The organism is Nostoc sp. 106C (assembly GCF_002154725.1).
Lineage (GTDB): Bacteria > Cyanobacteriota > Cyanobacteriia > Cyanobacteriales > Nostocaceae > Aulosira.
Genome location: NZ_MTAW01000145.1, coordinates 1 through 24,890, shown reverse-complemented (window position 1 = coordinate 24,890; position 24,890 = coordinate 1). Strand labels below are relative to the sequence as shown.

Below are 24,890 nucleotides of genomic sequence, written 5' to 3'. Positions count from 1 at the left end.
TTCGTTACTCAACCCAACATACATATGTAGGAATCATTTTTCAAATTGGTATTAGTTTCGTGTGTGGAGTGCGAACGCCTCAGCTACCTACAGTTGATTGAATTTCTACCAATGGCTGAATTTCTAGTTCAACTTGAGCTTCAACAAAAGGCGTATAAATTGGAATATCAGCTTGTATAGCTTCAAAGCTCACAACTAGAGAGTATGGAACGTTAGCTTCTGGATCGTTATTCCAACCTTCATGTCCAACAACTGCAATAGAAAATGCTTCTGTAAGTTCAAATGAATTTACAACTGTCCAATCTTTCTGAAGGGTTCCTGCACTTCTAGAAACACCCTCAATTTTCCCGTGGTTTTTTGATCTTTTACCAAGAGTCCATTGGAAACCTTTATCCCCCTTTTCAGCATCTTCTGGAGCATCATACTCTTTTAAAATTCTTTCTAGAAACCTCTCTGGATCTTCACCTTTCTTACTACAGTCCCAGTCCAGCCAAGTTGAAAGATATTTTCGGCGATTTCTGCGGGTTCGACGCGGTTGTGCTTTATATGACAAAGTAACTTCTAAGAGAATCTCCAGCGATTCCCCTTGAGAACGTAATTGTTCTGGAAGTTTGACTTGATAAACATGAGCTTGTTTAGCTACAATACGGCGTTCTCCTGTTGTCATCAAAGTGATTCGATTGGGAGAATTACCCAACGCTCGATCAACATTGGGAAGTCCGTAACCAATTTGACGAAGAACGTGCAATTTATTTACATGATCTGCCATTGCCCATTCTGGCCATCTTGCTGATTGTACTATTAATGCACGGTATAGAAGGCAACTTTCACTTGGTAACTCAGCAGCTAGACGTGCAGCAATATGACTTACTTTTGGTGCTGCAAATGATGTCCCAATATTGTCAGCAGCAACGGCCGGGCCACCATACAAAGTTGACCGGACTAATTCGGGACAAACATCTTTAGAGGAAGTAATATTTGGTGGTGTACCTTCATCTTTCACTAAATCTCCACCATACTCAACTACTTCTGGCTTAATAGTATTCCAAATTCCTAACCCAGAACATGAAAAAGCTGAAGGTTGATCCTTTTGTGCAATCGAAGAATATGGTGGTGAATTATAAGAATTTGAAGCAATAGAACCAACTGTTAAAGCTTGAAAACTCTGTGCAGGGTTAGCTATTCTACATGAATCTTCTAGCAGATAATCCGGGTATAGCCTATTTGCAGAATAATGTTCTCTAATAGACAATCTTGTAACAGGTTTTTTAGAATGGGGAACTCTAGGTAAATTACCTGCTGCTACAATGACAAGGATATCTTTTTGCCATGTTAAATTATCAATAGTTGATGCCCATGCACTCATATATCGAGTAAGACATGGCGCTTGACCAGTTATAGAGTGATTAAAAATTCTGGTTGATGTTAAATCATAATAAAACTCTATGATATCTTCCAATAACTGAGGTGGAAATACTTGAACAGGTAGGTAGCAATCGGCATCAAGCACTCTAGCATTTTGTATCCAGCAAATAGCTTTTTCTTTACCACTAAGAGGTATTTTTCGTGGATAAAGTAATGCACCAGCTACCCTTGTTCCATGTCCACCATTTTTTACATAATCAGGAGTTCTACCAGTTTCGCCAGGAACCCAACAAGTTGAGTTTTGTGAATCAATTGCTACCTTTAGCAAAGAATGCATTTCTTGAATTCCGCTGTCTATCACGCATACTTTGGGAGCATTAGACTCTGGTGGTTCCAGTTTAAAAATCGGAGTGCTATAAACAGGTAATTTTTCCTGATTAAGCATTTCAAAAAACTGATCTGGCTCACTAATTTCAAAAATGTAAGGAAAATTTTCAACTAAATCTTTTAAGCCTTTTCCTGTAATTTGAATTCGACAAGAGAAACTATCAGGTAAACGAACTGTGCCAAGCTCACCCCCTTCATCTTGAAAACCTTTGATAATATTACCTTTATAAAATTTAATAAGCTCCTCAAATTCATCTTGCCTTTCCCAAGATATTTCTTCCCACTCTTCCTCTGTTAACTCACGTTTTTGAATCCAATCATTAACCTTTTTTACAAAACTATCATTAGTATCATTAGGTTGCCGTTTGGGATAATTAGGTAGTTTTATTTCAGTACCTACACAAGCTACACCTACATCAACAGTATATATTTGTTCTTCTTTTATAGGTATCCAGTTCTCATACAATTCAGTGTATAAATTTGGAGAAAGAATTAATTCTGGCTTTTTTTGTCCATCTATTATCTCCCATATTTGGGCTACTGTATTTCCACCATGCTTTTCATTAATAAATTTTTTTATCTTTTCTTGTAGCTCACTAAGTTCTAAATCTGCTGATGCACCGATAATATATCCATCTTCTGTCTCAGCAATCAATTCAATGCCATATGCTTTTAAACCATCTGGATTAAAAGAACCAGGGTCAATCTGTAAGATAATCCGTCGAGATTTAAGTGACGGCTTACCTTCTTGCTCTCTTTCTTCTTGAGTTACTTGCCAATCAAATATCAAAGAGTCTACCGAACTTTTGAGTTTACCTCCATGTCCTTGGCGATTACTCAGATTAACGAGTGTTATGGGATTCTTTTTTCCTCCTCCTCCCGGTGGCGATGCAGCACTTCCTTCTGTTGTCAGCCTAAGGCGGATATGTGGAAAAACCTGAGAACTTTCAACCATTTACTTATCCAGACAGCAAAATTTAATATTAGGAAACTTTAATTTCTGCGATCGCTTCTTCTAAGTGTTCTTGAATCACTAGCTCCTCTCGCTCCAGGATTGCTCGTTTAGCTGCATCTTGAGCAACTCTCACAGCTTGAGCCGCAGAAAAACCTTTCATCTGCTCAATTATCCTTGACCAGTTGATAGATCCAATTTCAATTGCAGATAGTGTTTCCTTTAGTATAAATTCTAGCTCTTGTTCTCCTGGTTTGGGTACTGCAATTAAGTCATCAAATCTTCTCCAAAGAGCAGTATCTAAAGATTTATTCAGATTTGTTGCTGCTACCAAAAGCCCCGAAGACGGTTGATATTCATCCAAGATTTGCAAAAATGTATTTACTACTCGCTTAATTTCTCCTACTTCCTGAGAGTCTTCACGTGATTTAGCAATTGAGTCACATTCATCAAGAAATAATAAACATGGATTTTTTGATGCATCCTCAAAAACAAGTCTCAAATTGCTTGCAGTTTCGCCTAAAAAAGACGACACCATTGCATCAAACCGCACTTTCAGAAGTGGTAAACCTGTATTCCAAGCTAAACGTTCTGCTCCCAGTGTCTTTCCACAGCCAGGAGGACCATAAAGAAGAATTTTTTGTCTGTAACGTAGTCCATGATGAGCCAACCTATCTCTGGCTGCATATTCGCGTTCAATCCGACGAAAACGCTTCTCAATATTTTCAGGCAACACCATGTGATGGCGTAATTTCTCCCTTGGTATAATAGTTACCAAGGGAAGATTAAATCGTTTACTAGTTGGTAATTCAGTTAAAGCCTGTAAGTTTTCCGGTACTGAAGAAGGAGGTTTGATTGAGTTGGTAGACTTATCTTTCTGGCTCTTTTTAGTAATATTTTCTAACTGGTCAGCTAAGAGAGAGTGTCCCTTACTCCGTTCTTCCTCAATCACTAGATATGTAAGCTTATCAATCGCTTTTTGATCTGAACTAGCGATCGCTCTAAAAAATCTTTTGAGAAGCTCTGCTTTCATACTGCCTCTCAGTATAAATAGTAATTTTTTACCAATTTGGTACTATTGTACTACATAAATATAGTGCATCGCAAATTATAACGCGATCGCCTTGTCCCCAATCATTATATTAAATTATATAAACCATAAAGCATTTTTCTTCTCAGGAATTTAGCATATTTAACCATAAGGCGTTGCTTTCAAGTCTATATCATCTTCTCCTTCAATCAATAGAAGAGTCATCATATGTCCCTCAACCCATCCTGTTAATTCAAAATCAGATATAGCCTTTAGTTCCTCTATAGAAACTTTTTCAGAATAGTATTTAAATATCATTTTAATAGCTTTATTTTTATCTAAATAATAGTGATAGCTAGTATCTTTTTGCATCAAATGTTCTACAATTTTTGAGATTCTCTCCAAAAGAACTTCTTTGTCTCCAGAAACTTCCTGCATAATTTTCTCTCATTTTTTACTAATTACCCCAATTATAATTTCTCTGCTCCACGTTCCTCTGCGTAAAAAAAAGGCGGGCAAGATGCCCACCCCACAAGAAAATTAAGAGAATATGCTGTTATTATTAACCCAACAATGCTTTCGCTTTAGCTAATACATTATCAACACTAAAGCCAAACTTCTCTAAACAAACGTTGCCTGGGGCGGAAGCACCAAAGCGATCGATGCTGACAATATCGCCTTCGGTTCCGATATACTTGTGCCAGCCGAAACTAGAACCAGCTTCTACAGCTAAACGCTTGGTGACAGCTTTTGGTAGGACAGATTCTTTGTAAGCTGTACCTTGTGCTTCAAATAAATCCCAAGAAGGTAAGGAAACCACACGAACTTTCTTACCTTCGGCTGTGAGTTTTTCAGCAGCGGTAACGGCGAGGCTCAATTCTGAACCAGTACCAATGAGGATAATATCTGGTGTACCGTCGCTATCCACTACTATGTATCCACCCTTGGTTACACCTTCAATTGATGTACCTGCCAAATTGGGGACATTTTGACGGGTGAACGCCAACAAAGTAGGAGCATTTGCCTTTGCTCTTTCAATTGCTACTTTGTATGCACCGGAAGTTTCTGTTCCGTCTGCGGGGCGAATAACTGTGAGGTTAGGAATAGCACGCAGGGAAGCCAGTGTTTCTATGGGTTGGTGGGTTGGTCCGTCTTCACCTTGTCCAATGGAGTCGTGAGTCATTACCCAAATGCCACCGGCTTGGGACAAAGCAGATAAGCGGATCGGTGCCCGCATATAATCTGTGAAGATGAGGAAGGTAGCGCCGTAGGGAATTAAGCCGGAACCGTGCAACGCTATACCATTCACAATTGCACCCATACCATGTTCCCGTACTCCATAGTGGATGTTGGGATTTTGGTATTGTCCTTTTTGGAAGTCGCCCTTACCCTTGATTTCGGTCAAGTTGGAGTGGGTTAAGTCAGCGGAACCACCGATTAACTCTGGTAAAACTGCTGCCAGTTTGTTGAGACAAGTTTCTGAGTGTTTGCGGGTGGGCAGTCCTTTGTCTTCGGGGGTGTAGGTGGGTAGTACCTTATCCCAACCATCAGGCAATTTGCCGCTGATGTAACGTTCAAATTCAGCTGCTTCTTGGGGATACTTAGCTTTGTACTCAGCATAAGCTTTGTTCCAGTCGGATTCGTAGCCAGCGCCACGCTCAACTGCTTTGCGGGTGTGGTTGAGTGCGTCTTGAGGAACTACGAAAGGTTCATATTCCCAACCCAAATTTTTCCGAGTTAATGCGACTTCATCTGTACCCAAGGCTGCACCGTGAACACCAGCGGTGTTGGCTTTGTTGGGGGAACCGTAACCGATGGTAGTTGTAACTTTGATGAAGGAAGGCTTATCGGTGACAGCTTTGGCTGCTTCAATTGCTTTGGCGATCGCATCCAAATCGGTATTACCATCTTCAACGTGTTGGACGTGCCAACCGTATGCTTCAAATCGCTTAGAAACATCTTCGGTGAATGCTACATCTGTAGAACCATCAATGGAGATGTGGTTGTCGTCGTACAGAGCGATGAGTTTGCCTAATCCCAAATGCCCTGCGAAAGAACAAGCTTCACCAGAAACACCTTCCATGTTGCAACCATCACCTAAAATTACATAGGTGTAATGGTCGACAATTTTGGCATCGGGTTTGTTGAACTTAGCAGCGAGGTGAGCTTCTGCGATTGCGAAACCAACTCCATTGGCAATACCTTGACCCAGTGGACCGGTAGTAACTTCTACACCAGCAGTCATGAAGTTTTCGGGGTGTCCGGGGGTTTTGGATTCCCACTGACGGAATTGCTTGATGTCCTCAATGGTGACGCTGTCGTAACCATAGAGGTAGAGCAGGGCATACTGCAACATTGAGCCATGACCGGCAGATAGGATAAAGCGATCGCGGTTAAACCACTTGGGATTTTTGGGGTTAAACCGCATAAAGCGATCCCAAACGACAAAAGCCATAGGAGCAGCGCCCATCGGCAGCCCTGGGTGTCCCGATTTTGCTTTTTCTACGGCATCAACAGCCAAAAAGCGAATCGAGTTAATAGAAAGTTCTTCGAGGGATTGGGTTGCAACAGCCATAATCTCTTGTTTTTAACGACGGGTTAGCACTCTTGGTAGCTCACTTACCGGGGAGACAAAAAGGGGCATAAATTTTTTCCCACTTTATTGCCTTGTTGTTTTCACTTTCCCCCTATCCTCATCATCCCATTCCCAATTGTTGATGGACAAGCGGGATATCTTGAGGTTGCGGTGATAAATCCAGCTAATAAATGGGTCGTTTTGAACCCTTGGTTTAGTTGGAAATGATATTGATGATACTTTTGCCACCAACTTTCAGCAGAGCGACCAGCTGATGAATTGGAGATTTTTAGACGTACTTCTTAAAGGCTAGCGTGACATTGTGACCGCCGAACCCAAAAGAATTAGATAGTGCCACTTGGACGTTTTGAGCACGGCTAGCGTGAGCAATGTAATCTAAATCACAATCTGGATCGGGATTTTCTAGATTGATTGTTGGTGGAACTTGATCGTTGGCGACGGCCAGTACTGTTGCTACGGCTTCAATACCTCCAGAACCACCCAAAAGATGACCTGTCATCGATTTGGTAGAGCTGATGGCTACCTTATAGGCGTGGTCGCCTAAGGCCTTCTTCATCGCGGAGGTTTCGGTTGAATCATTAGCTGGGGTGCTAGTGCCGTGAGCATTGATATAGTTCACCATCTCTGGGGTTAGCCCCCCATCCTTCAGCGCTAATTCTATGGCTCTGGCTGCTCCTAACCCCCCGGGGACTGGGGAGGTCATATGATAGGCATCACAGGTCATCCCATAACCGACCATTTCCGCATAAATGCGAGCGCCTCGATTCAGGGCGTGTTCTAGTTCTTCTAGCAGCAAAATTCCCGCACCTTCACCCATGACAAATCCATCGCGATCGCGGTCAAACGGACGGCAAGCATTAGCCGGGTCATTGCGAGTCGAAAGTGCCCTTGCTGCGGCAAATCCAGCTACACCCAAGGGTGTAATCGCCGCTTCGCACCCTCCGCAAATCATCGCCTGGGCATACCCCCATTGAATCTGGCGAAAAGCGTCCCCTATGGCATTAGAACCAGCGGCGCAAGCAGTCACAGAACAAGAATTGGGACCTTTAGCTCCGGTATGAATAGCTGTTAATCCGGCTGCCATATTGGCGATCATCATCGGAATCATGAACGGACTACAGCGATCGGGTCCACGGTTGAGGTAAACTGTTTGCTGGTCTTCTAAAACCTTCAGTCCACCAATGCCAGAACCAATAATGACGCCCACTTGTTCTGCATTCAGTTCATCAATTGCTAAACGTGCGTCAGATACAGCTTGTTTTGCAGCCGAAACCCCAAATTGGGAAAACCGATCCATGCGCTTGGCTTCTTTGCGGTCCAAGTAATCATGTGGATCGAAGTTTTTTACCTCACCAGCAATGCGGCAATCATGGCGAGATGCATCAAAAGAGGTGATGTAATCAATGCCATTACGACCACTCAACAATCCTTGCCAATACTCAGCTGGTGTGTTGCCAATTGGTGTAATCGCGCCAACACCAGTTACCACAACGCGTTTACGTTTATAATCTGTCATGACTAAGTTAAAGGTGGCGAGAAAGCAGCAAAAAGGGAGTACTAGATATTAGGGACTAGAAACCAGGGAATGGAGTTTTTCCTGCTCCCCAATTCCCAAGCCTCGACCCCAATAGCTTTTCAGGCAGATGCAGCAGCTTTGCTGTTGATATAATCCACTGCCTCTTGAACCGATAAAATCTTTTCGGCGGCTTCATCGGGAATTTCAATATCAAATTCTTCTTCAAAAGCCATTACTAGTTCCACAATATCTAGGGAATCAGCTCCTAAATCGTCAATAAACGTGGATTGTGGTCTGATAGTTTCAGCCTCAACACCCAGTTGTTCAGCGACGACTTTCTTAACTCTTTCAAAAACTTCCGTTTGGCTCATAGATAAAAGTCCTTAACCAGTTGCTACGATCTGCTCTTTATCGGCGACATTGTTTTGAGCATATACATCTTATCGGAAAGCGCGATCGCCCGTATACTGCCGAAGAATTTTCTGACAGCAAACCCTTTTGCCATTCTTTTGTGGAATGGTTGGGTCATAGAGTGCCCTATGCGATAGTCCCTAATGTTGCCCAACGTTAGAGAAAGCAAGGTTAGGCAACAGAAACCGCAAAGCGATGTCTACGACGGGCTACGCCTACGCATACGCTGTAAACATGTGTCTATTTTGCAATTCTTACTGATTTTTTTTACAATGTCCAAATCCGGATACATAGCCTTGCAAGCTACACTGGCAAGGGAAGATCAAAAATTGATTTTTGAGAGCTGTTGCCCTCAAACAAATATACTTATATGCTATCTCAAACACTGAAATACGCTTATTTTCCTGGTTGTGTTGCCCAAGGTGCTTGTCGGGAGCTTTACCAATCAACTCAAGCTTTAACCCAAGCATTAGGCATTCAACTTATTGAACTGAAAAAAGCTGCTTGCTGCGGTTCGGGCACGTTTAAAGAAGATTCTCAACTATTAGAAGATACTGTTAATGCCCGGAATATTGCTTTAGCAGAAGAGTTAAATTTACCCTTACTTACCCATTGCAGCACTTGTCAAGGTGTTATCGGTCATGTCGATGAACGTCTGAAACAATGTCAGACAAAAAAACCGGAATATATTGAGCAAGTTAATGGTTTGCTGGCGAAAGAAGGCTGTTTACCATATCGCGGTAGTACAGAAGTTAAACATCTTCTCTATGCTTTGGTAACAGATTATGGTTTGGAAGAAATTACCAAACGTGTCACCCGCAAGTTGACTGGACTAAAATGTGCGGCGTTTTATGGTTGCTACCTCCTCCGCGCTCAACAAGCCATGCCCTATGATGACCCTTTCCGACCAGAAGCGATGGAAAATGTTTTTCGGGCAGTAGGTGCAGAACCAATTTATTATCGAGGTCGTACCCAATGTTGTGGTTGGCCTTTAGCCAGCTACGCCACTACCCAATCTTTTAAGATGGCGGGGATGCATATTCAAGACGCTTTGGCTGCTGGTGCTGATTGTTTAGTTACGCCTTGTCCTCTATGCCATCTCAATTTAGATTCTCGTCAGCCAGAGGTCGAAAAGGTAATTGAAAAGAAACTGGGTTTACCAGTGTTACATTTACCCCAATTAATTGCTTTAGCGTTAGGAGTTAGTCCAAAAGAATTGGGTTTGGAACGTCACATTGTTTCGACAAAACCAGTGTTAGAAAAATTAGGCTTTTAATGAAGAGTCCTGAGTACCTATTGCTGAGTGTAGTCAATAAGCAAATTAGGGTGGCTATTTGCCTACCCTAATTTTAAGTGTTTATATTAATGAGTTTGGTTAAAGGCGATCGCAAATTTTGCTATTGGTCAAGTTAAGACCAGACATCAACTGTTTCTTTCGATTCTGAGCCTGCGAACGCTCCTTTGTTCTCAGCCAAATTAATTTTGACTACTTTTTGTTTGACTTCTTCTACCTTAGGCAGTGTTAATGTCAAAATCCCATTCTTAAACTCGGCTTGTACTCGATCGTTCTGAATGGGAACAGGTAAAGGAACTATCCTTTGGAATTTACCATAGCGGAATTCAGAACGGAAATAACCGCGTTCATCTGTGTTCCGTTGTAGCCGGGTTTCACCAGCAATAGAAACTGCTTCTCTTGTTACATGAACATCTAAGTCTTTACCTTCAATTCCTGGAATTTCGGCTCGCAAAATCAGGCTTTCGTTAGTATCTTGCAATTCAATTGCTGGAGTCCAAGTTTGTGTAGCTTGAGAGTTAACTCCCCCTAATTCGTCAAACATTCTATCCATTTGACGCCGAAGACTTTCCATTTCTGAGAAGGGTTGCCAACGAACTAATACCATAAGTTGATTAACCTCCAGAGAACCAGTACTATTAACTAAATTTGGGATTCGAGTAATTGGTAATTTAGCAAAGGAAATCGTGAAAAACCAAGAATTATTTTTTTGGTTAGCGCTTTGCGATCGCCTATGTCTATATATTGAAATAAAACAAAAATTTAGTTATTAGGGGAAACCCTACTTAGGGTAGTAGTGCTTCCCAGAAAAGAGTTATCAACAGACCTGCCTTGAAAATAAGGCAGGAGGCAGGAGGCAGGAGGAAAAAACATTTTCATTGTTCCTTGTGAGTTGCACTCATGAAGTCTCTTGCATAAGTCAATTTTTTGAATATCGAACCACAGATAAACACAGATAAACACAGATAAATATCGGTGTTCATCTGCGTTTATCTGTGGTTTTTTTATTCTTATTCGGATTTTTGCAAGAAGTCTAATGGATAGTGCTGAGTACTGAGGGAGGATTCTCATTTATTACTTAGCACTGAGTATGGTTAACTCCTTATTTTTGTTCTTGGCGTTGCAGTTGTTTGAGCAACTTATACATTTCTGGCAGGCGGTTATAAATGGCACATACTTTTAGATATACTTTGTGGGGAATGGCGGGAGTACCAGAGATAATTTCTCCAGGTGCAACATCGTTATGAATGCCAGCTTGAGCAGATGCGATCGCACCGTCACCAATTTTGACTTGATTGGCAATTCCTGTTTGTCCAGCCAAGATCACGCGATTGCCAATTTGTACGCCTCCGGCCATCCCAGCTTGACCAGCTATTGCACAGCCAGCACCAATTTTGCAACCATGACCTATTTGAACTAAGTTGTCAATTATTGTATCTCGACCTATGCGTGTTTCTCCGACGGCTGGGCGGTCAATGGCGCTGTTGCAGCCAACTTCTACCCGATCTTCTAAAACAGTGTAACCAGATTGTTCCATTTTTACCCAACCAGTACGGGTAGGAACAAAGCCAAAACCTTCTGCACCAATGACGGTACCACTATGAATGACACAATCTGCACCAATTTGAGTGCGTTCGTGAATGGTACAGTTGGCGTGTAAAGTAGTGCGATCGCCGATGATAGCATCTGGGTAAATCACCACATTAGGATGAATAATTGCACCATTGCCAATTTTCACCCGTGGCTGAATTACCACATGAGGGCCAATATAAACATCGCTACCAATTTCTGCGGTGGGGTGAATTACAGCAGTTGAATGAATTTCCGCAGTCGGACGGTATGGTTGGTAGAAGAGTGCGATCGCTTTAGCAAATAACAATCGCGGTTCTGGTGTGGCTATCCAGACAACACCACGTTCTTGTGCCTGCAATTGTAATGTTTTGTCCTGAGGCAAAATTAATGCACTAGCATTTGTCTTACTTACCCAAGAAAAAAATTTTGGCCCTTCTACATAGCTGAGAGTACCGCTGGTAGCTTCATCAATAGCTGCTAACCCTGTAATATCTGGGTCATCGTTTTGATTGGTGGTAAGACTATGGTCGGTAACGATGTTTCCAAGTCGGCTAACAATTTCGCTGAATTTCATTGTTATTTATTTCATGAATCATCTATGAAGGCAAGATAATTGTCGCTCTTTGTCAGCAAGATGTTCATAATTTAGGGATTTCCCAGAAATAAATTAACCACAGAGGACACTGAGAAATTAAGACTCCTCAAATAACCGATCGCCTTTGTGTAATCTATCAGCGATTTGATAGGTCTGCCCTTGCGATCGCATTGTGGGTGAATGTGCTGCTAAATACCGTGCTGCCGCTACCAGTACGTGAATACCAGCAGTTTGATCCAACAGGGTATATTGCCGAAAAGCTGCTTCTATTTCTTGAATCACATGAAAATCACGATTTTCTCGCAGCATCAATTTACCCAACATTGCCATCAGTCGTTCAACAGCACCACCACTGTACAAATAACGAGCCACTAACTTACCAGCCTCATTTACTTGCTGCTGACGATCCAATAAATCTGGTAGTTGCTTGAGCAATTCTTCGGGATTTTGTACGAGGTCTTTTGGTTCTGGAAGTCTTGCTGGTGGCACATTCAAGAACCGATTTAAATAGACGCTCATAGCAGCATCAAACACACCTCGCAGCAGTTCCATTGAAGGCACTCGTCGCAATCCTTGATGCACTGCATTGGCAAAGGTGAATGGATGGTGTGCAGAATTCCAGTCGCTAAAGTCGTTATTGGTGTGGAAACGAGCTACACGCAGAGCAGCAGTATAACTAACTACACTAGCTAACTGCTCCTCAGTACAACCCGATTGCAGGGCATTGAGTAGAGAGTTGGCGATCGCTTGTGGATCTTCACCTAGTAAAATTGGTACTAATTCGTCTTGACCAGACCAAGTTCCCCGTCGAGATTGTCCTGTAGCTAATGCTGTAGGTAGCTGCTCAAAAGTAGACGCCAAAATTGCCACCAAATCTACAGGGTAGCGCCAAGAATTTGACTCTTCCATGCGAGAAGCATTTGCTAAACCAGAAACTAGACTCGCTAAAACTAACTCTGCTCCTTGCCAGCCAACAGCATCAAGTGCTTCCAACGCCTTATTGATGAAGTCGATTGTATGACCAATATCGATGTAGCGATGGTCTGTAGCAGCCGTGAACAGCATATCTGCAATTTGCTCGGAAGTAGCCCCGATGCGTATTGCTGTTACCAAACACCTTTGCGCCGCTTCACTATCCCGTACCTCAATAAACTGGCAAAACCAGCTTTTCAGGGTACTTAAGTCAACATTGGAATTGGGCAATGGGTGAACCACAAACTGAGGTGGCGCACCCGCGCTGTCATTAGCTACCGCTGAAAGTCCCTGAAAAAGAGCGCGGGGTTTGTCTTCTGCATCAAGATAAGGCAGTAGATTCATCATGCAAGTGTGAATGGTTAAGCCTGTACTCCATCCCGCCTTGTTATAACGAACGCCAAATTCCAATCCCATTTGGAATGGTTCAGTAGGATCCGTCCCCATGTCTAGTAAGGCGACGGTTGATTTAGCTATCACTAACGAAATACTCTGTTCCAAACCATCTTGAAGACGCTGGCGGTGGTGAGCATGGAGGTTAGCTGGAGGGGCAAGATTTACCCAAACTTCCTCATCGCGAATTTCAACAGGAAAGGCGGGGACATCATCAGCCCAGGAATCGAACGTTCCGCCACTAGCAAGGTCGAAGCGGGCATAGTGCCACGGACAGGTAACAATACCATCTTTGCAAGTACTACCGTGAAGAGGAAAGCCCATGTGAGGGCAACGGTTATCAATTGCATAGACTTGATTATGAGAATAAAACAGCGCTATGGTGTGGTTTTCGCTGCGAACCAATAAGCTACCTGCTTTTTGAACATCTGCAAGTTTAGCAACACGAACATATTGGTCTATATGGGTTGGAGCTTCAGATATTTGAGTCATTTAAGTTGCCAGGAAAACTGAGATAAAAACTGCTATCTCCACTGTGGCGAACTTCAACTGTTTGAGCAGCTATACTACCTTAATTTTTGTTAAGTACACTTTTTGCTTAAATCAACTTTATCGGCGCTTATGGACGGTTAATTATAAATTTTTTAAAAAATTGCTATTTTTGTTAGTTTTGTCCTTACATCTTATAGAAAGGCTAGAGTTCGCTAAACACGCAAGAAATGGATCGGTCGTTACACCATCTGTCTGATTGTGATTAGCCAGAATGTAATGTGGTGGTGCAAAATTCTGCACTGTTACTCGGCTAAATAGAGAGGCTAACTATGTTTCCTTTTTGGGGCAATTACTGTTATGGTGGCGAACCTATTTCGCGCAAATCTCGCTTAGAGCATAAACTAAAATTCCTAACTTGGATGCGAGATGATTTAGAGTCCAGGCTGGCTGGTATTAATGCAGCTATTGATACCATTCGCCAACAGATAGGCAGAGAAGATACAGCTATTTAGAATTTCATTCTTGTCTTTACTGCACTTCAACTAGTTGTCGTCTCATCTCTAGTATGGGGCATAGCGAATGGGGTATCGAAATCCCATGCTCTATGCCCCAATTAATTAGTTATATTCGCTACTCAGTCTCCCTAGCATAACGACCCATAACTTCAGCCTTATCCAACACATGACCTTCCATCGCTTGCAATAGTTCTTCTTTAGTTGCACCTGGAGGTAAATCAAGCGATTGGTCTAAAGCAAAGATTTTGAAAAAGTAACGATGAGCGCCGTGTTTCGGAGGTGGGCAAGGTCCCCCAAAACCTAACTTACCAAAACTGTTTTTTCCTTGCACACCACCATTTTTTAATTTAGGCTCTTGAGTAATGCCTTCTGGTAGTTCGCGGTTATCAGCAGGTATGTTGTAGACAACCCAGTGGGTAAAAGTTTGTTTAGGTGCATCTGGGTCATCTAAAATCAAAGCAAAACTCTGTGTCCCTTGCGGAGGGTCTTCCCAATATATTGGCGGAGAGATATCGTCTCCATCGCAAGTGTATTTAAATGGAATCGTATTGCCGATAAAGAAAGCTGAACTTCTGATTTCCATATTTCCAAATCCCTAGCCTCTATTCCCCAGTTCCTCGTTACGACTTACCCGTAGGATCGGCTACATGAATTAAGTCTGGCGATTCAGCCTCAGGACGCTGAATAATTTGCTGGGCTGATGGTCGATGCTGGCGCTTAAACTCACCCAATTGCACAGGCTGACCTGTTTGTGCTGATTGGTAAATAGCACGAATAATCCGAACATCTGCCAACCCTTCTTCACCTGATGGTTCTGGTTCTTTGTTATTCAGTATGCAGTCAGAGAAATAGGTAATTTCTGCGGCAAACTGATTGCCAGCAGCATAGGATTTTTCCTGTGTCTCATTGTTGATGGTGATTTTATGCTTCAGTTCTCCCACATAGTTATATGGTGAATCCATCTGTAAATTACCTTTTGTGCTAAGAAGTTCTAAGCTGGAAGCTGATGCAGCACCAAAGCTAGAAGTAAAGTTTGCCAATCTCTGTTTTGGGAAACGCAAAATAGCACTTGTCATTTCGTCAGCTTCATCAAAGCGCTTGTCGTCTTTGCTTACACTGAAGGCGAAAACTTCATTTGGTTCATCCCGAAACAGATAGCGGGCAGCATTGATGCAATACACACCCATATCGTAAACAGTACCACCACCATTAGAGATTGCCTCTAAGCGAACGTTGCCTTCCGCAACCTGCTGCGAAAATACTGAGTTAAAAATCCGGGGTTCACCAATTTTGCCAGAATTAGCAAGCTCTACTGCTTGCATATTTGCTTGGTCAAAATGCAGACGATAAGCAATCATCAGCTTGACGCGATTATCTTTAGCAGCACGAATCATTTGTTCGCACTCTTGTTCTGTTACAGCCATTGGCTTCTCGCAAAGCACATGAACTTTAGCGTTTGCTGCCCACACAGTGTAATCGCAGTGGAGATGGTTGGGCAATGCAATGTAGACTGCATCAATTTCGCCACTTTTTAAGCAGTTGTCATAGTCATCGTAACAATAAGCCTTGACTCCATACTGCTTACCCAATTCCTCACGCTTGAGTTGGTCTTCGGAAAACAAGGCAACTAGTTGTGAATTTTCAGTTTCGGCAAAAGCAGGCAGCACAGTTTCCTGGGCAATCCAACCTAATCCCACAACGGCGTAACGAATTTTGCGCTTCCCGTTTGTAGCTGCCATCTTTTAACCTCCTGATAAACAACTTGTTTTTTAACAAACGCCTCTACAACTTCTAGGTGAAGGCAAAAAACGCTAAGTTAATGTCAACCTCCGCAATGTTGCAAAGACTCTTAATTTAGAGCAAGTTTCGCCCAACCAGCATTTTTCTTTGCTAGAGAGAGTTGTCTGCCTTAAAGTTAAAAATTTACAGCTTTAGCTCCATCCTCCTACCGATTGATTCAGATAATTGCGGAGTCTGTTATGCTTCCCAGTAGCTTGCACAGAATTTTAAAAATTAAACTTGTGTTGGATAAATGAGCAAGCGAATCTATAGCCGCTTGCTAACAAAAGGGTTTGGGTACTTAAATTAGGAGTTCAGATGAGTTTACCCATTCAAGAAATTGTACTAGCACCAGGAGAAGGCACTCACCTGACAATTGGTAATAGCGAAGTCATATTCAAGGCGGTTGGTGCTGATACTCATGGTCACTTGGGATTGTTTGAAAATGTGCTTCCACCAGGAGGAACCGCGCCGATATTGCATATTCATCGCCACATGGAAGAAATGTTCTATGTCGTAGAGGGAGAAGTAGAAATTCAGGTTGGGAATCAAACAATACAGGGTCAACCAGGAGCATTTGTATTAGTTCCACGTGGTACGCCTCACACATTTGCTAACCGGGCAACAAAATCTGCGAAGTTATTAATTATGTTTTGTCCCGCCGGAGAACGTGAAAAGTATTTTGAGGGTTTAGCCAAACTCCTCAAGGATGGGCAAACACCAGACCGGGAAGCTTTAATAGAGTTGATGCGGCAATTTGACCAGGAGCCAGTAGAGACTTAATCATAAACTTGTAATTCACCTTCTAAATGGGTAACTTCCCATCGCGTTTGTTGTTTTTCTCGCCAAAAACGCAATGCAACCTTAGCGTCTCCCACAGCGAGATTTGTCAGTTCTAAATCGGGTAGCCACTCTGGTAGCGAGGGTTTTACCTTTAACTTTCGCGCTTGTGCATTGGCTTCAAGTCCTAAAATAGTGCGCAGCAGTAAGAAAATTGAGCCAGCTGCCCATGCTTGCGGGATGTTCGCATCTGGGTAGGGAACTGGAAAGTTATTATCTTGGCGTTCAATTCCGCCAAATAATTCTGGCATCCGCCCAGCTTGAAAATAACTAGCAGCCGCAAAAATGCCTTCAGCAATGCGATTAGCTGCATCGTGGTAGCCATATCGCTTTAATCCAGAGGCAATGATTGAGTTATCGTGAGGCCAAACACTACCCCTTTGATAACTAATCGGGTTATAAGCTGGGTTTTGAGCAGAAAGAGTCCTTACACCCCAACCACACCACATATCTTTTTGAAATAGTCGCTCTAAGAGCTTTTGCGCTCGTTCTTGGGGTACAATACCAGACCAAAGTAAGTGTCCGGGATTTGAGGTAATTGATTGAATTTGCTGCTTGTTGTTGTCTAAGCCTAGACAGTAAAAGCCTTCATCTTCCATCCAAAAGCGATCGTTAAATTGTTGATAGAGTTTTTCTGCTTTTTGACGTAGGTTATTTGCTTGCTCTTGTTCTCCCCAGACTTCATAAATTAAAGCTGCTTTTTGCCAAGCATCGTAGACATAGCCTTGGACTTCACACAAAGCTATTGGCGGTTCAACTAACTGGCCATTTGGGTAAACCATTGAGTCGCCCGAATCTTTCCAGCCTTGATTGCGTAATCCTTGTTTAGAACGAGTTAAATATTCAACAAACCCATCGCCATCAAAGTCGCCGTATTTATCAATCCACTGAAGTGCCTTCTCTAAGGGTGCGAGGCACTCATTTAGCATATTAATATCGGCATTCCAGCTATAAGTTTCAGCTAGAGTTACAATCCAAAGGATGGTGGTATCTATGGTTCCGTAATAGGGATTATACGGTAATTGTTGTAGCTTAGTTAACTCATCCCGTCGCAATTCATGCAACATTTTACCCGGTTCGGCATCGTGCCAGTCATCTAACTCAGCTGCTTGTAACTGAGCTAGTCTTACCAAAGTACCACGGGCAAATTCGTGATACACTGCCATCGTTTGCAAGCTGGCGATGATTGAGTCACGCCCAAAGACGGCAACAAACCAAGGAATACCCGCAGCAGGCATCCAAAATTTATGTCCGTTGTCATCTACCTCGATTCGCAATGCTCCCAAATCGATGAGTGCTTGTTGATAATATGCTGTAATCTCAGCATTGGACGATCGCAACTTTGTCGCATTCAGCAAAAATTCATCTCTAACTTGGGCAGCGATTGTATTGTGAGACACAGCACAGGTATCTTGAGGTTTAAGAACATTGCCGTTGGCTAAGGCTGTAAAATTAATACAGGTATGCCATGTTTTACCAGGAGCGATCGCCACATCAAACATTAAACGACCATTGGCATAGCTAACTTTAGAACTGGCACAAATCGCCTCTGTAACAATACCTCGCAAGAAAGGACCGTTACGGTACTCGGTAGAAAGTATGCCATCCTTCCATGTTGTTGCTGTCTCGCCTCGCGTCAGAATATTCTTGGCTTTCACTTCAAAGATATCTGCAAAGTCCGAACGAATCGCTAACATCAGTTGAAATTCAACTGGTTGTGAATGGTGGTTAGTAATGTCGATATCTTCATGCATTCCTCCCACAATGTCACGCCGAATTGTCACTAGCAAACTACCAGAAGGTAAATCACCATTAATAGTAGCCAGTTGCGGATTAGTAAATTGATAAAGTGCACTATGATGGCTGATGTTGCTAGAGGCTAACAGCAAAAGTTTATAGCGATTCAGGGAAATCTCGTAGTAAGAAATTAAGCGTGTGTCACGAACAAAAAAACCTTGGGGTTGATTGTCATCGACGGAACCATCACTAGCTGTTACTAAAAAAGAGGAACCATCGTTAATGGTGATTAAACCTGAGTTGATAGTAACTTTTGTGGGCATAGAATGTAGTAGGTAGAGGAGGCAGTACGTTCGGTCGCCAGACTTAGGAGTCGTGTAAAAATAAGTTGAACAATTTAATATTTGTAGTGCAGGCCGGAAAGCCCGCGCGAGCTTTTCGGCTCGCATTACTTATTTTTACTTGATGCCTTAAAGCAATTGCCGTGGCAGAATCACAAGAAGGACAAGAGAGGCAAGAAAGATAAGAGAACTTAAATTGAGATTGTTATCTCACAAGATAGATGTGTCAGTTGTGTAAGCCTAACTACTAACCATTCGCCGTAAAGCCTGGGTACAAAGTCATGCCACCGTCTACAAATAATGTTGTACCGTTGACATAATCGGAGTCATCAGAAGCTAACCAAACTGCTGCTTTGGCGATATCATCTACATCACCCACACGTTTAGACGGAATCAGTGTTAGTAAATTTGCTTCTGCTTGTGGAGTATCCCAAGCTGATTTATTAATCGGAGTTTTGATAGCACCAGGGGCAATACTATTAACACGAATTTTATGAGGTGCAAGTTCTTGAGCTATACTCCGCATCAACATATTAATACCGCCTTTACTAGCAGCATAATTGACATGGCCAGCCCAAGGAATTACTTCATGCACTGAACTAATGCAAATAATCTTACCAGCGGCGGATGAAATATGAGGCTGGACACCGCGACGCAAGAATTTCCGCCCAGCTTCTCGCGCACATAAAAATTGTCCTGTGAGGTTTACACCAATGACTGTATTCCATTGGTTAAGGCTCATTTCTACAAAAGGCGAATCTTTTTGTAAACCTGCGTTATTTACCAAAATGTCAATAGTACCGAACTCTTTTAACATTTGGCTAAACATTGCCTGAACTTCGTTTTCTTTGCTGACATCAGCCTGAATGGCAATGGCTTCACCTTTGGCATTTCTAATATCATCAACAATTTTTTGGGCTTCTTCAGCTTCAGAATGATAGTTAATTACTACTGCTGCTCCTGATGCAGCTAAATAGCGAGCGATCGCTTCACCAATCCCCGAACTAGCACCTGTTATTAGTGCTTTTTGACCTTTAAGCAGATAAGGAGAATAGCTCATAAGCAATTTCAATTTTTTTAGACTAATCCAACAAAATTTTAAGCAGCAGCCGAAATGTAAATGTTTACGCAAGTTTTGGAATAACTTTAAAAAAGTAACTATATTTAACTCATAAGTAATTTAATTTTATATTCATGAACTTTGGAAGATAGCTGTGGAAGAATAACAATTATTTATTATTTACTTTTATAAAAAAATGGTTAGTTTTTTATTCTATCTAAAGACGTATACTTTCTATTTTTAAATTAATGGGTGGACTAAAATATTTTTTCTAATAAATTATTTCTATTCAGAATTTATGTCATTTATATGTCATTTTGATGACAAAGATATAATATATAATGATGTTAACGTGGAAACATATTAAAGTTTAAACATCTACCTTAAGAAAGATTTATTTTAAAATAAATTATTGGTTGAATAATAGGCATAAGAAATAAATTTTTAGCTATTTAAATATTAATTTGAAGCAGAGTTTCGATGTGGTAATGGTGAACATAAGTAATTGTTGATTATCTTTGTGCCGTCAGGAGAAATTCATGCCCTCCCTGCCTCTTAATAGCCAAAATCTTCCTTACCCCGATCCGTTACACCCGATCATTGTTCACTTTGTAATTGCGATGGTGTTTTTTTCTTTTTTCTGTGATGTAGTAGGCTATTTCACCCGCAACCATCGTTTGTATGAAGTAAGTTTCTGGAATATGTTTGTTGCTGCGATCGCAATTTTTGTAGCGGTAATCTTTGGTCAGTTTGAGGCAGGTATAGCGAATACTTATGCAGCAGTCCAACCTACTCTAAATTTTCATACAGTTGTCGGTTGGTCGCTGGCAGCTATTGTTGTGGCGATCGCAGCTTGGCGATTCGTGATTCGCAATCGCAATCCTCTGAAGCTTCCCCCGGCTTATCTGGGTGCAGCCACGTTTTTAATTTGCTTGGTTAGCTTGCAGGTATATCTGGGAAGTAAGCTGTTTTGGGTATACGGTTTGCATGTAGCGCCTGTGGTGGAAGCGATGAAACAGGGAGTCACGCCATGAACGGGCAACTATTTGAGCAGTTGGGATTGAAGCTAAATGGTAACGGATTACCTTACGAAATTCCCATACATCCGCAGTTGGTACATCTAACCTTGGGTTTGTTCATCATTGCGATCGCTTTTGATATTGCCGGAGCATTTTTTCCTCTAGAACGAAAAATCTTTAAATTTCTGGGTTTGGCGACTCTGCGCACTAGTTTATTTGATGTTGGCTGGTATAACTTACTAGCAGCAGCTACGATTACATTTTTCACTGTTGCTGCTGGATTTTTTGAGCTATTGCTAGCAAACCCAGCCGTTAATCACAAGAGTGATTGGGGATTAACTGCTGATTGGACAATGCTTTTACATGGCTTGGGTGGTCTGTTGCTGTTGGCGATTATTGTTGCTATGACTGTGTGGCGAGGTTTGCAGCGCTATCGTTGGCGCAAAAATGTCTCTAGACAGGTGCAGTGGAGTTATTTGTTAGCAGGGATTGCAATCTTAGGACTGTTGTACGTTCACGGAACACTGGGAGCACATTTAGGAGAAGAATTTGGGATTCACGTTACTGCGGCACAATTACTCCAAGAAGGCAGAAACCTGAAGTAAGTAGCATCAGAAGAGCGATCGCTTTACAGTAGTCAAAGGTTAGGAGATGCGGTTATTCATTAACGAATTTCTCTCCTATTAACTTGATAAAAGATTGCTCTTTAGCAATATCATCAAAATCAATATCTGTTGCGGCATCTTCCTGATATTTTGGGTTCAAATCAATCGCCTGTTGGAGATTTTCCAAAGCTAATTCTAATTTTCTTTGGTATGCATAACAGGCTGCTTTATTGTAATAAGCACTGGCATAATCTGGTTTAATTTCTAGTGCTTTATCAAAAGAGGCGATCGCTTCGTCATCTCGTCCTAGCCGCACCAAAGTATAGCCGCGTTTATCCCAAACTTTGGGGGAGTCTGGTTTAATTTCTATTGCTTTGTCAAAAGAGGCGATCGCTTCGTCGTATTCTTCCAACTCGATCAAAGCCAAGCCGCGATTCATCCAAGCAACTGCATCATCAGGCTTGACTTTAGTGGCTTGATTAAACGAGACAAAAGCTTGTTGATGTTTGCGTAAATTACCAAAAGCAACACCGCGATCGCACCAAGCTTGATGGTCATTAGGATTGATTTTTAAAGCTGTATCATAGGAAGCGATCGCGTCTGGGTAGCGTTTTAACCTGGCTAGAGTTAAACCTTGTTTAAACCAAGCAACGGCGTTATCTGGCTGGATTTTGACTGCTTGGTTGTAAACTGCGATCGCATCTGCATAGCGCTTTTCACTAAACAGCAGATTTCCCTGTTCAATGTATTCATTAACAGATACTTCTTGTGATTGCGACGGTTCCTGAACATTTTCGTCAACTTCAAATTTTGTCTCATCTAAAATCGATGGCGGTTTAATTTCCGTCAGTTCTTCGAGAATTAAATCCTTGCGTTGTTGAGCATCTAATTGTATCTCCGAAAGTTGCGATACAAACTCCGTTTCTAATTTTTCTAGTTTTTCTAAAATTAGAATTTTTTGTTGTTGAGCATTTAACTGTAATTCTGAGAATTGAGATGTAAATTCTGAGCCTGATTTTTCTAAATTTTCAACAATTAGCGCTTTTTGGTTTTCAGCCTCCACCAGTAACTCAGCTATTTGACTCACAAACTCTGACTGTAATTTTCTTAAATCTTCAATAATTTTATCTTTTTGTTGTTGAGTGTCAGATTGTAATTCCAATATTTGCGAGTTGAATAGGCTTTCTGTTTCCTCGATGTTGGATAGCTTTATATCTTTCTGTTTCTGAATTTCTACCTGTAGTTCTGAAATCTGCCTAGCAAATTCTGTTTGTAAATTCTCTAAACTTTTAACAAATATATTTTTTTCTTTCTGGGTATCAGACTGCAATTCAGATAAATGTAACGTAAATTCATCTTTAGACTTATCCAAATTTTCAATAATTACATCTTTTTGTTGTTCAGCAGTTACTAACAGTTGAGATAATTGCTCTGATATATCAGATACCGATTTGCCGAAATGCTCAATAGTTAGATTACTCTCATTTTGAGTTTCAGACTGCAATTTTGATAATTGAGCAGCAAATTCAGCCTCTAAATTTTCTAGATTATTACGAATAATTTTAATTTCTGATTCTAGCTGATTGATTATATTATCTTTTGTTGTCGCCAAATCAGATGTAATTATAGATAAATTAGCTTGCTCAATTTTAATCTTTTGTTGTAGATTTTCAGTTTCTTTGCCTAATTCGTTAGTTAGTTGTTTAACTTCTCGAATAGCATTTTCAGCTTCTTGCTTGACAAGAGTTAGCTGGGTTTGTAAATTTTCCACGCCTTCTAGCTGTGACATAGCCTTATTAACGATTTCCCGAATTGCTACCCGTCGTAACAGCCAAAATAAAGCAATTACGGCCACAGGAAACAAGCTTAATAAAACTAGCCAGATATTAAATAGCATGGTTGTACGACTAAAGTTACGCTCAAAATCAGATTGGGCTGCATCTCGAATTTGCTTTTCTGCTCGTAGTCTTACCAATTCTTCCCGCTCTTGATTCGATATTAGCGGAGTAGATGTTACTGCTGGGGATAAAGATGGTGTAGTTTGCCCAATGACTTTACCATTAGACAGCAGCAAAGGTGAAAAGATCATAACGCTTTGCAAAACTAAAGCGTAGACGACTGGATTTTTGCTCTTCATAAAAACCATCCCTATCTGTTGGTCAGTTTTTAAAGCGGCGTATCTTTCTCCAATCTATAACAGATTATTAAGTTGTGAAATATTAGCAGAAGCAGCAAGCAGGGAATTATTAGCTTTTGGATATTGAATTACTAAATGTCTATATAAAAGTTTAGTTGTTTAATTTCCACCTAGAGGTATACCATAGGTAAATCAGAGGTAAATATTAATACTTATACAGATCGAATCTCTTCAGCAGTCAATAGATGAATAGCAAAATTGTTGTTAAAGTGTTGTTTGGTATAGAATTCATCCTCGATTTTTGAAATATACGTAGATTTTTTCAATAATCAAATCGGATTCCTCTAGCTAACAAGTGCTTGCTTTGGGATAAAAGTATCTATCAGCCAACTAACATTGGTTCTGTTTGTTTGGTGATTAATAGGGTTTTTGGCAAAACTTTTGTAATCAATGTATCACATCAATTTAATCCTTCATTCAATCTAGAGGACGAACAAGCACCCCAGTATTGCCTGCCGTTAGCTAGAAGTGAGGTAATAGTCTGCAATTTAAGATATTAAAGTAGAAGGGGTAATTATCAATAGAAATAATGAGTCTATTACTACTAGACTTAGACGGCACAATCCGAGAACCACTGAGCGGCAAGCAATACTTCCAAAATCCTCAAGACCAACAAATTATTGAGGGTGCTGACATTGCTGTTGGTGCTTACAAAGATGATTGGATCATTGTTGGTATTAGCAATCAAGGCGGAGTTGCTGCTGGTTACAAATCTATCCAAGAATGCATCAAAGAACAGCAGTACACGCTTGAGTTATTCCCAGAATTAAGAGAAATCTACTTTTGCCCAGACTTTGAAGGCAAGAAGTGTTTCCGTGTCACCCGCCATAATGTCCATAACCACAGTAAAACCAAGTGGTCTGGATACTACCGTAAACCCGGAGTCGGAATGTTGCAGCTAGCGATGGTTCGGCACAAACACACCCCAGAAAATACATGCTATGTGGGCGATCGCCCCGAAGATGAGGCTGCTGCTCGTCGTGCTAGAGTTCAGTTTCAATGGGCCGGAGATTGGCTTAAGCAACATCAGGCGACAATGAGTTCTTAAATTACAGATGTACAGCGATCGCTATAATCGTTGGCAAGTAACCAGGTATTTTTTAAACTAATTAATTAAAAATCAAAAGGTTTAGAACTTAAGCCTTGGTCTTCCATGTATTCTCAATGGTAAGGATTCAGGTCTAATATTGTGGAAGCAAAGAAGGACAAGACAGACTATTAT

20 protein-coding genes are annotated in these 24,890 nt (G+C 41.4%); 6 read left to right on the top strand and 14 right to left on the bottom strand.

The genetic code is table 11. The features are described 5' to 3' along the window. Positions 1–79: 79 nt before the first annotated feature. From BV375_RS22225 to acpP, 6 genes are all read right to left on the bottom strand, one after another. Positions 80–2,542 (bottom strand): S8 family peptidase, encoded by a 2,463-nt coding sequence (locus BV375_RS22225; RefSeq protein WP_208099166.1) that lies wholly within the window; start codon positions 2,540–2,542, stop codon positions 80–82. A gap of 193 nt (positions 2,543–2,735) precedes the next feature. Next, positions 2,736–3,737: an ATP-binding protein gene (locus BV375_RS22220; protein ID WP_086764296.1), complete on the bottom strand. Its 1,002-nt coding sequence runs from the start codon at positions 3,735–3,737 to the stop codon at positions 2,736–2,738. 159 nt (positions 3,738–3,896) lie between these two features. Next, positions 3,897–4,172 (bottom strand): hypothetical protein, encoded by a 276-nt coding sequence (locus tag BV375_RS22215; RefSeq protein ID WP_086764294.1) that lies wholly within the window; start codon positions 4,170–4,172, stop codon positions 3,897–3,899. A 124-nt stretch (positions 4,173–4,296) separates the two neighbouring features. Further along, positions 4,297–6,309 carry a transketolase gene (gene tkt, locus BV375_RS22210; protein ID WP_086764293.1) on the bottom strand — a complete coding sequence of 671 codons (2,013 nt, stop codon included), beginning with the start codon at positions 6,307–6,309 and terminating at the stop codon, positions 4,297–4,299. Positions 6,310–6,598: 289 nt separating this feature from the next. Then, positions 6,599–7,846: a beta-ketoacyl-ACP synthase II gene (gene fabF / locus BV375_RS22205; RefSeq protein ID WP_086764292.1), complete on the bottom strand. Its 1,248-nt coding sequence runs from the start codon at positions 7,844–7,846 to the stop codon at positions 6,599–6,601. Positions 7,847–7,965: 119 nt separating this feature from the next. Further along, positions 7,966–8,217, bottom strand: a complete 252-nt coding sequence (acpP, locus tag BV375_RS22200) for an acyl carrier protein (protein WP_086764291.1) — start codon at positions 8,215–8,217, stop codon at positions 7,966–7,968. Between the two features lie 410 nt (positions 8,218–8,627). On the opposite strand from acpP, the gene BV375_RS22195 reads away from it, so the two are divergent. After that, positions 8,628–9,533 carry a CoB--CoM heterodisulfide reductase iron-sulfur subunit B family protein gene (locus BV375_RS22195; protein WP_086764290.1) on the top strand — a complete coding sequence of 302 codons (906 nt, stop codon included), beginning with the start codon at positions 8,628–8,630 and terminating at the stop codon, positions 9,531–9,533. Positions 9,534–9,666: 133 nt separating this feature from the next. Here BV375_RS22195 and BV375_RS22190 read toward each other — a convergent pair whose 3' ends face one another. The 3 genes from BV375_RS22190 to BV375_RS22180 form a co-directional block, all read right to left on the bottom strand. Then, positions 9,667–10,158 (bottom strand): Hsp20/alpha crystallin family protein, encoded by a 492-nt coding sequence (locus BV375_RS22190; RefSeq protein ID WP_086764289.1) that lies wholly within the window; start codon positions 10,156–10,158, stop codon positions 9,667–9,669. A gap of 495 nt (positions 10,159–10,653) precedes the next feature. Further along, positions 10,654–11,697 carry a UDP-3-O-(3-hydroxymyristoyl)glucosamine N-acyltransferase gene (lpxD, locus tag BV375_RS22185; protein ID WP_086764288.1) on the bottom strand — a complete coding sequence of 348 codons (1,044 nt, stop codon included), beginning with the start codon at positions 11,695–11,697 and terminating at the stop codon, positions 10,654–10,656. Positions 11,698–11,814: 117 nt separating this feature from the next. Continuing rightward, the gene (locus tag BV375_RS22180; RefSeq protein WP_086764286.1) at positions 11,815–13,575 is read right to left on the bottom strand and encodes a Rieske (2Fe-2S) protein; all 1,761 of its coding nucleotides are present in this window, start codon (positions 13,573–13,575) and stop codon (positions 11,815–11,817) included. Between the two features lie 329 nt (positions 13,576–13,904). On the opposite strand from BV375_RS22180, the gene BV375_RS22175 reads away from it, so the two are divergent. Then, positions 13,905–14,087: a hypothetical protein gene (locus tag BV375_RS22175; RefSeq protein ID WP_086764284.1), complete on the top strand. Its 183-nt coding sequence runs from the start codon at positions 13,905–13,907 to the stop codon at positions 14,085–14,087. A gap of 118 nt (positions 14,088–14,205) precedes the next feature. Here the strand turns inward: BV375_RS22175 and BV375_RS22170 are convergent, their stop codons facing one another. Both BV375_RS22170 and BV375_RS22165 read right to left on the bottom strand, forming a co-directional pair. Then, a complete protein-coding gene (locus BV375_RS22170) occupies positions 14,206–14,673 on the bottom strand; it encodes a YbhB/YbcL family Raf kinase inhibitor-like protein (RefSeq protein ID WP_086764282.1) in 468 nt (155 codons plus the stop codon). Between the two features lie 37 nt (positions 14,674–14,710). Further along, a complete protein-coding gene (locus BV375_RS22165) occupies positions 14,711–15,829 on the bottom strand; it encodes a Gfo/Idh/MocA family oxidoreductase (protein WP_086764280.1) in 1,119 nt (372 codons plus the stop codon). 358 nt (positions 15,830–16,187) lie between these two features. Between BV375_RS22165 and BV375_RS22160 the strand changes: the two genes are divergently transcribed. Further along, entirely contained in the window at positions 16,188–16,652 is a 465-nt protein-coding gene (locus BV375_RS22160) for a cupin domain-containing protein (RefSeq protein ID WP_086764278.1), read from the top strand. Here the strand turns inward: BV375_RS22160 and BV375_RS22155 are convergent. After that, complete coding sequence (locus BV375_RS22155; protein WP_086764276.1) at positions 16,649–18,769, bottom strand: glycogen debranching N-terminal domain-containing protein; 2,121 nt, start codon at positions 18,767–18,769, stop codon at positions 16,649–16,651. The genes BV375_RS22160 and BV375_RS22155 overlap by 4 nt on opposite strands. A gap of 265 nt (positions 18,770–19,034) precedes the next feature. Further along, positions 19,035–19,847, bottom strand: coding sequence for an SDR family oxidoreductase (locus tag BV375_RS22150; RefSeq protein ID WP_086764274.1), 813 nt, complete (start codon positions 19,845–19,847; stop codon positions 19,035–19,037). A 539-nt stretch (positions 19,848–20,386) separates the two neighbouring features. On the opposite strand from BV375_RS22150, the gene BV375_RS22145 reads away from it, so the two are divergent. Both BV375_RS22145 and BV375_RS22140 read left to right on the top strand, forming a co-directional pair. After that, on the top strand, positions 20,387–20,881 hold the full coding sequence (locus BV375_RS22145) for a DUF2231 domain-containing protein (RefSeq protein WP_086764272.1): 495 nt from the start codon (positions 20,387–20,389) through the stop codon (positions 20,879–20,881). Then, positions 20,878–21,471 (top strand): DUF2231 domain-containing protein, encoded by a 594-nt coding sequence (locus BV375_RS22140; protein WP_086764270.1) that lies wholly within the window; start codon positions 20,878–20,880, stop codon positions 21,469–21,471. The genes BV375_RS22145 and BV375_RS22140 overlap by 4 nt, the downstream gene beginning before the upstream one ends. A gap of 52 nt (positions 21,472–21,523) precedes the next feature. Here BV375_RS22140 and BV375_RS22135 read toward each other — a convergent pair whose 3' ends face one another. After that, positions 21,524–23,608 carry a tetratricopeptide repeat protein gene (locus BV375_RS22135; protein WP_086764268.1) on the bottom strand — a complete coding sequence of 695 codons (2,085 nt, stop codon included), beginning with the start codon at positions 23,606–23,608 and terminating at the stop codon, positions 21,524–21,526. Positions 23,609–24,197: 589 nt separating this feature from the next. Between BV375_RS22135 and BV375_RS22130 the strand changes: the two genes are divergently transcribed. Then, positions 24,198–24,716, top strand: coding sequence for an HAD hydrolase-like protein (locus BV375_RS22130; protein ID WP_086764266.1), 519 nt, complete (start codon positions 24,198–24,200; stop codon positions 24,714–24,716). The last annotated feature ends 174 nt before the right edge of the window (positions 24,717–24,890 follow it).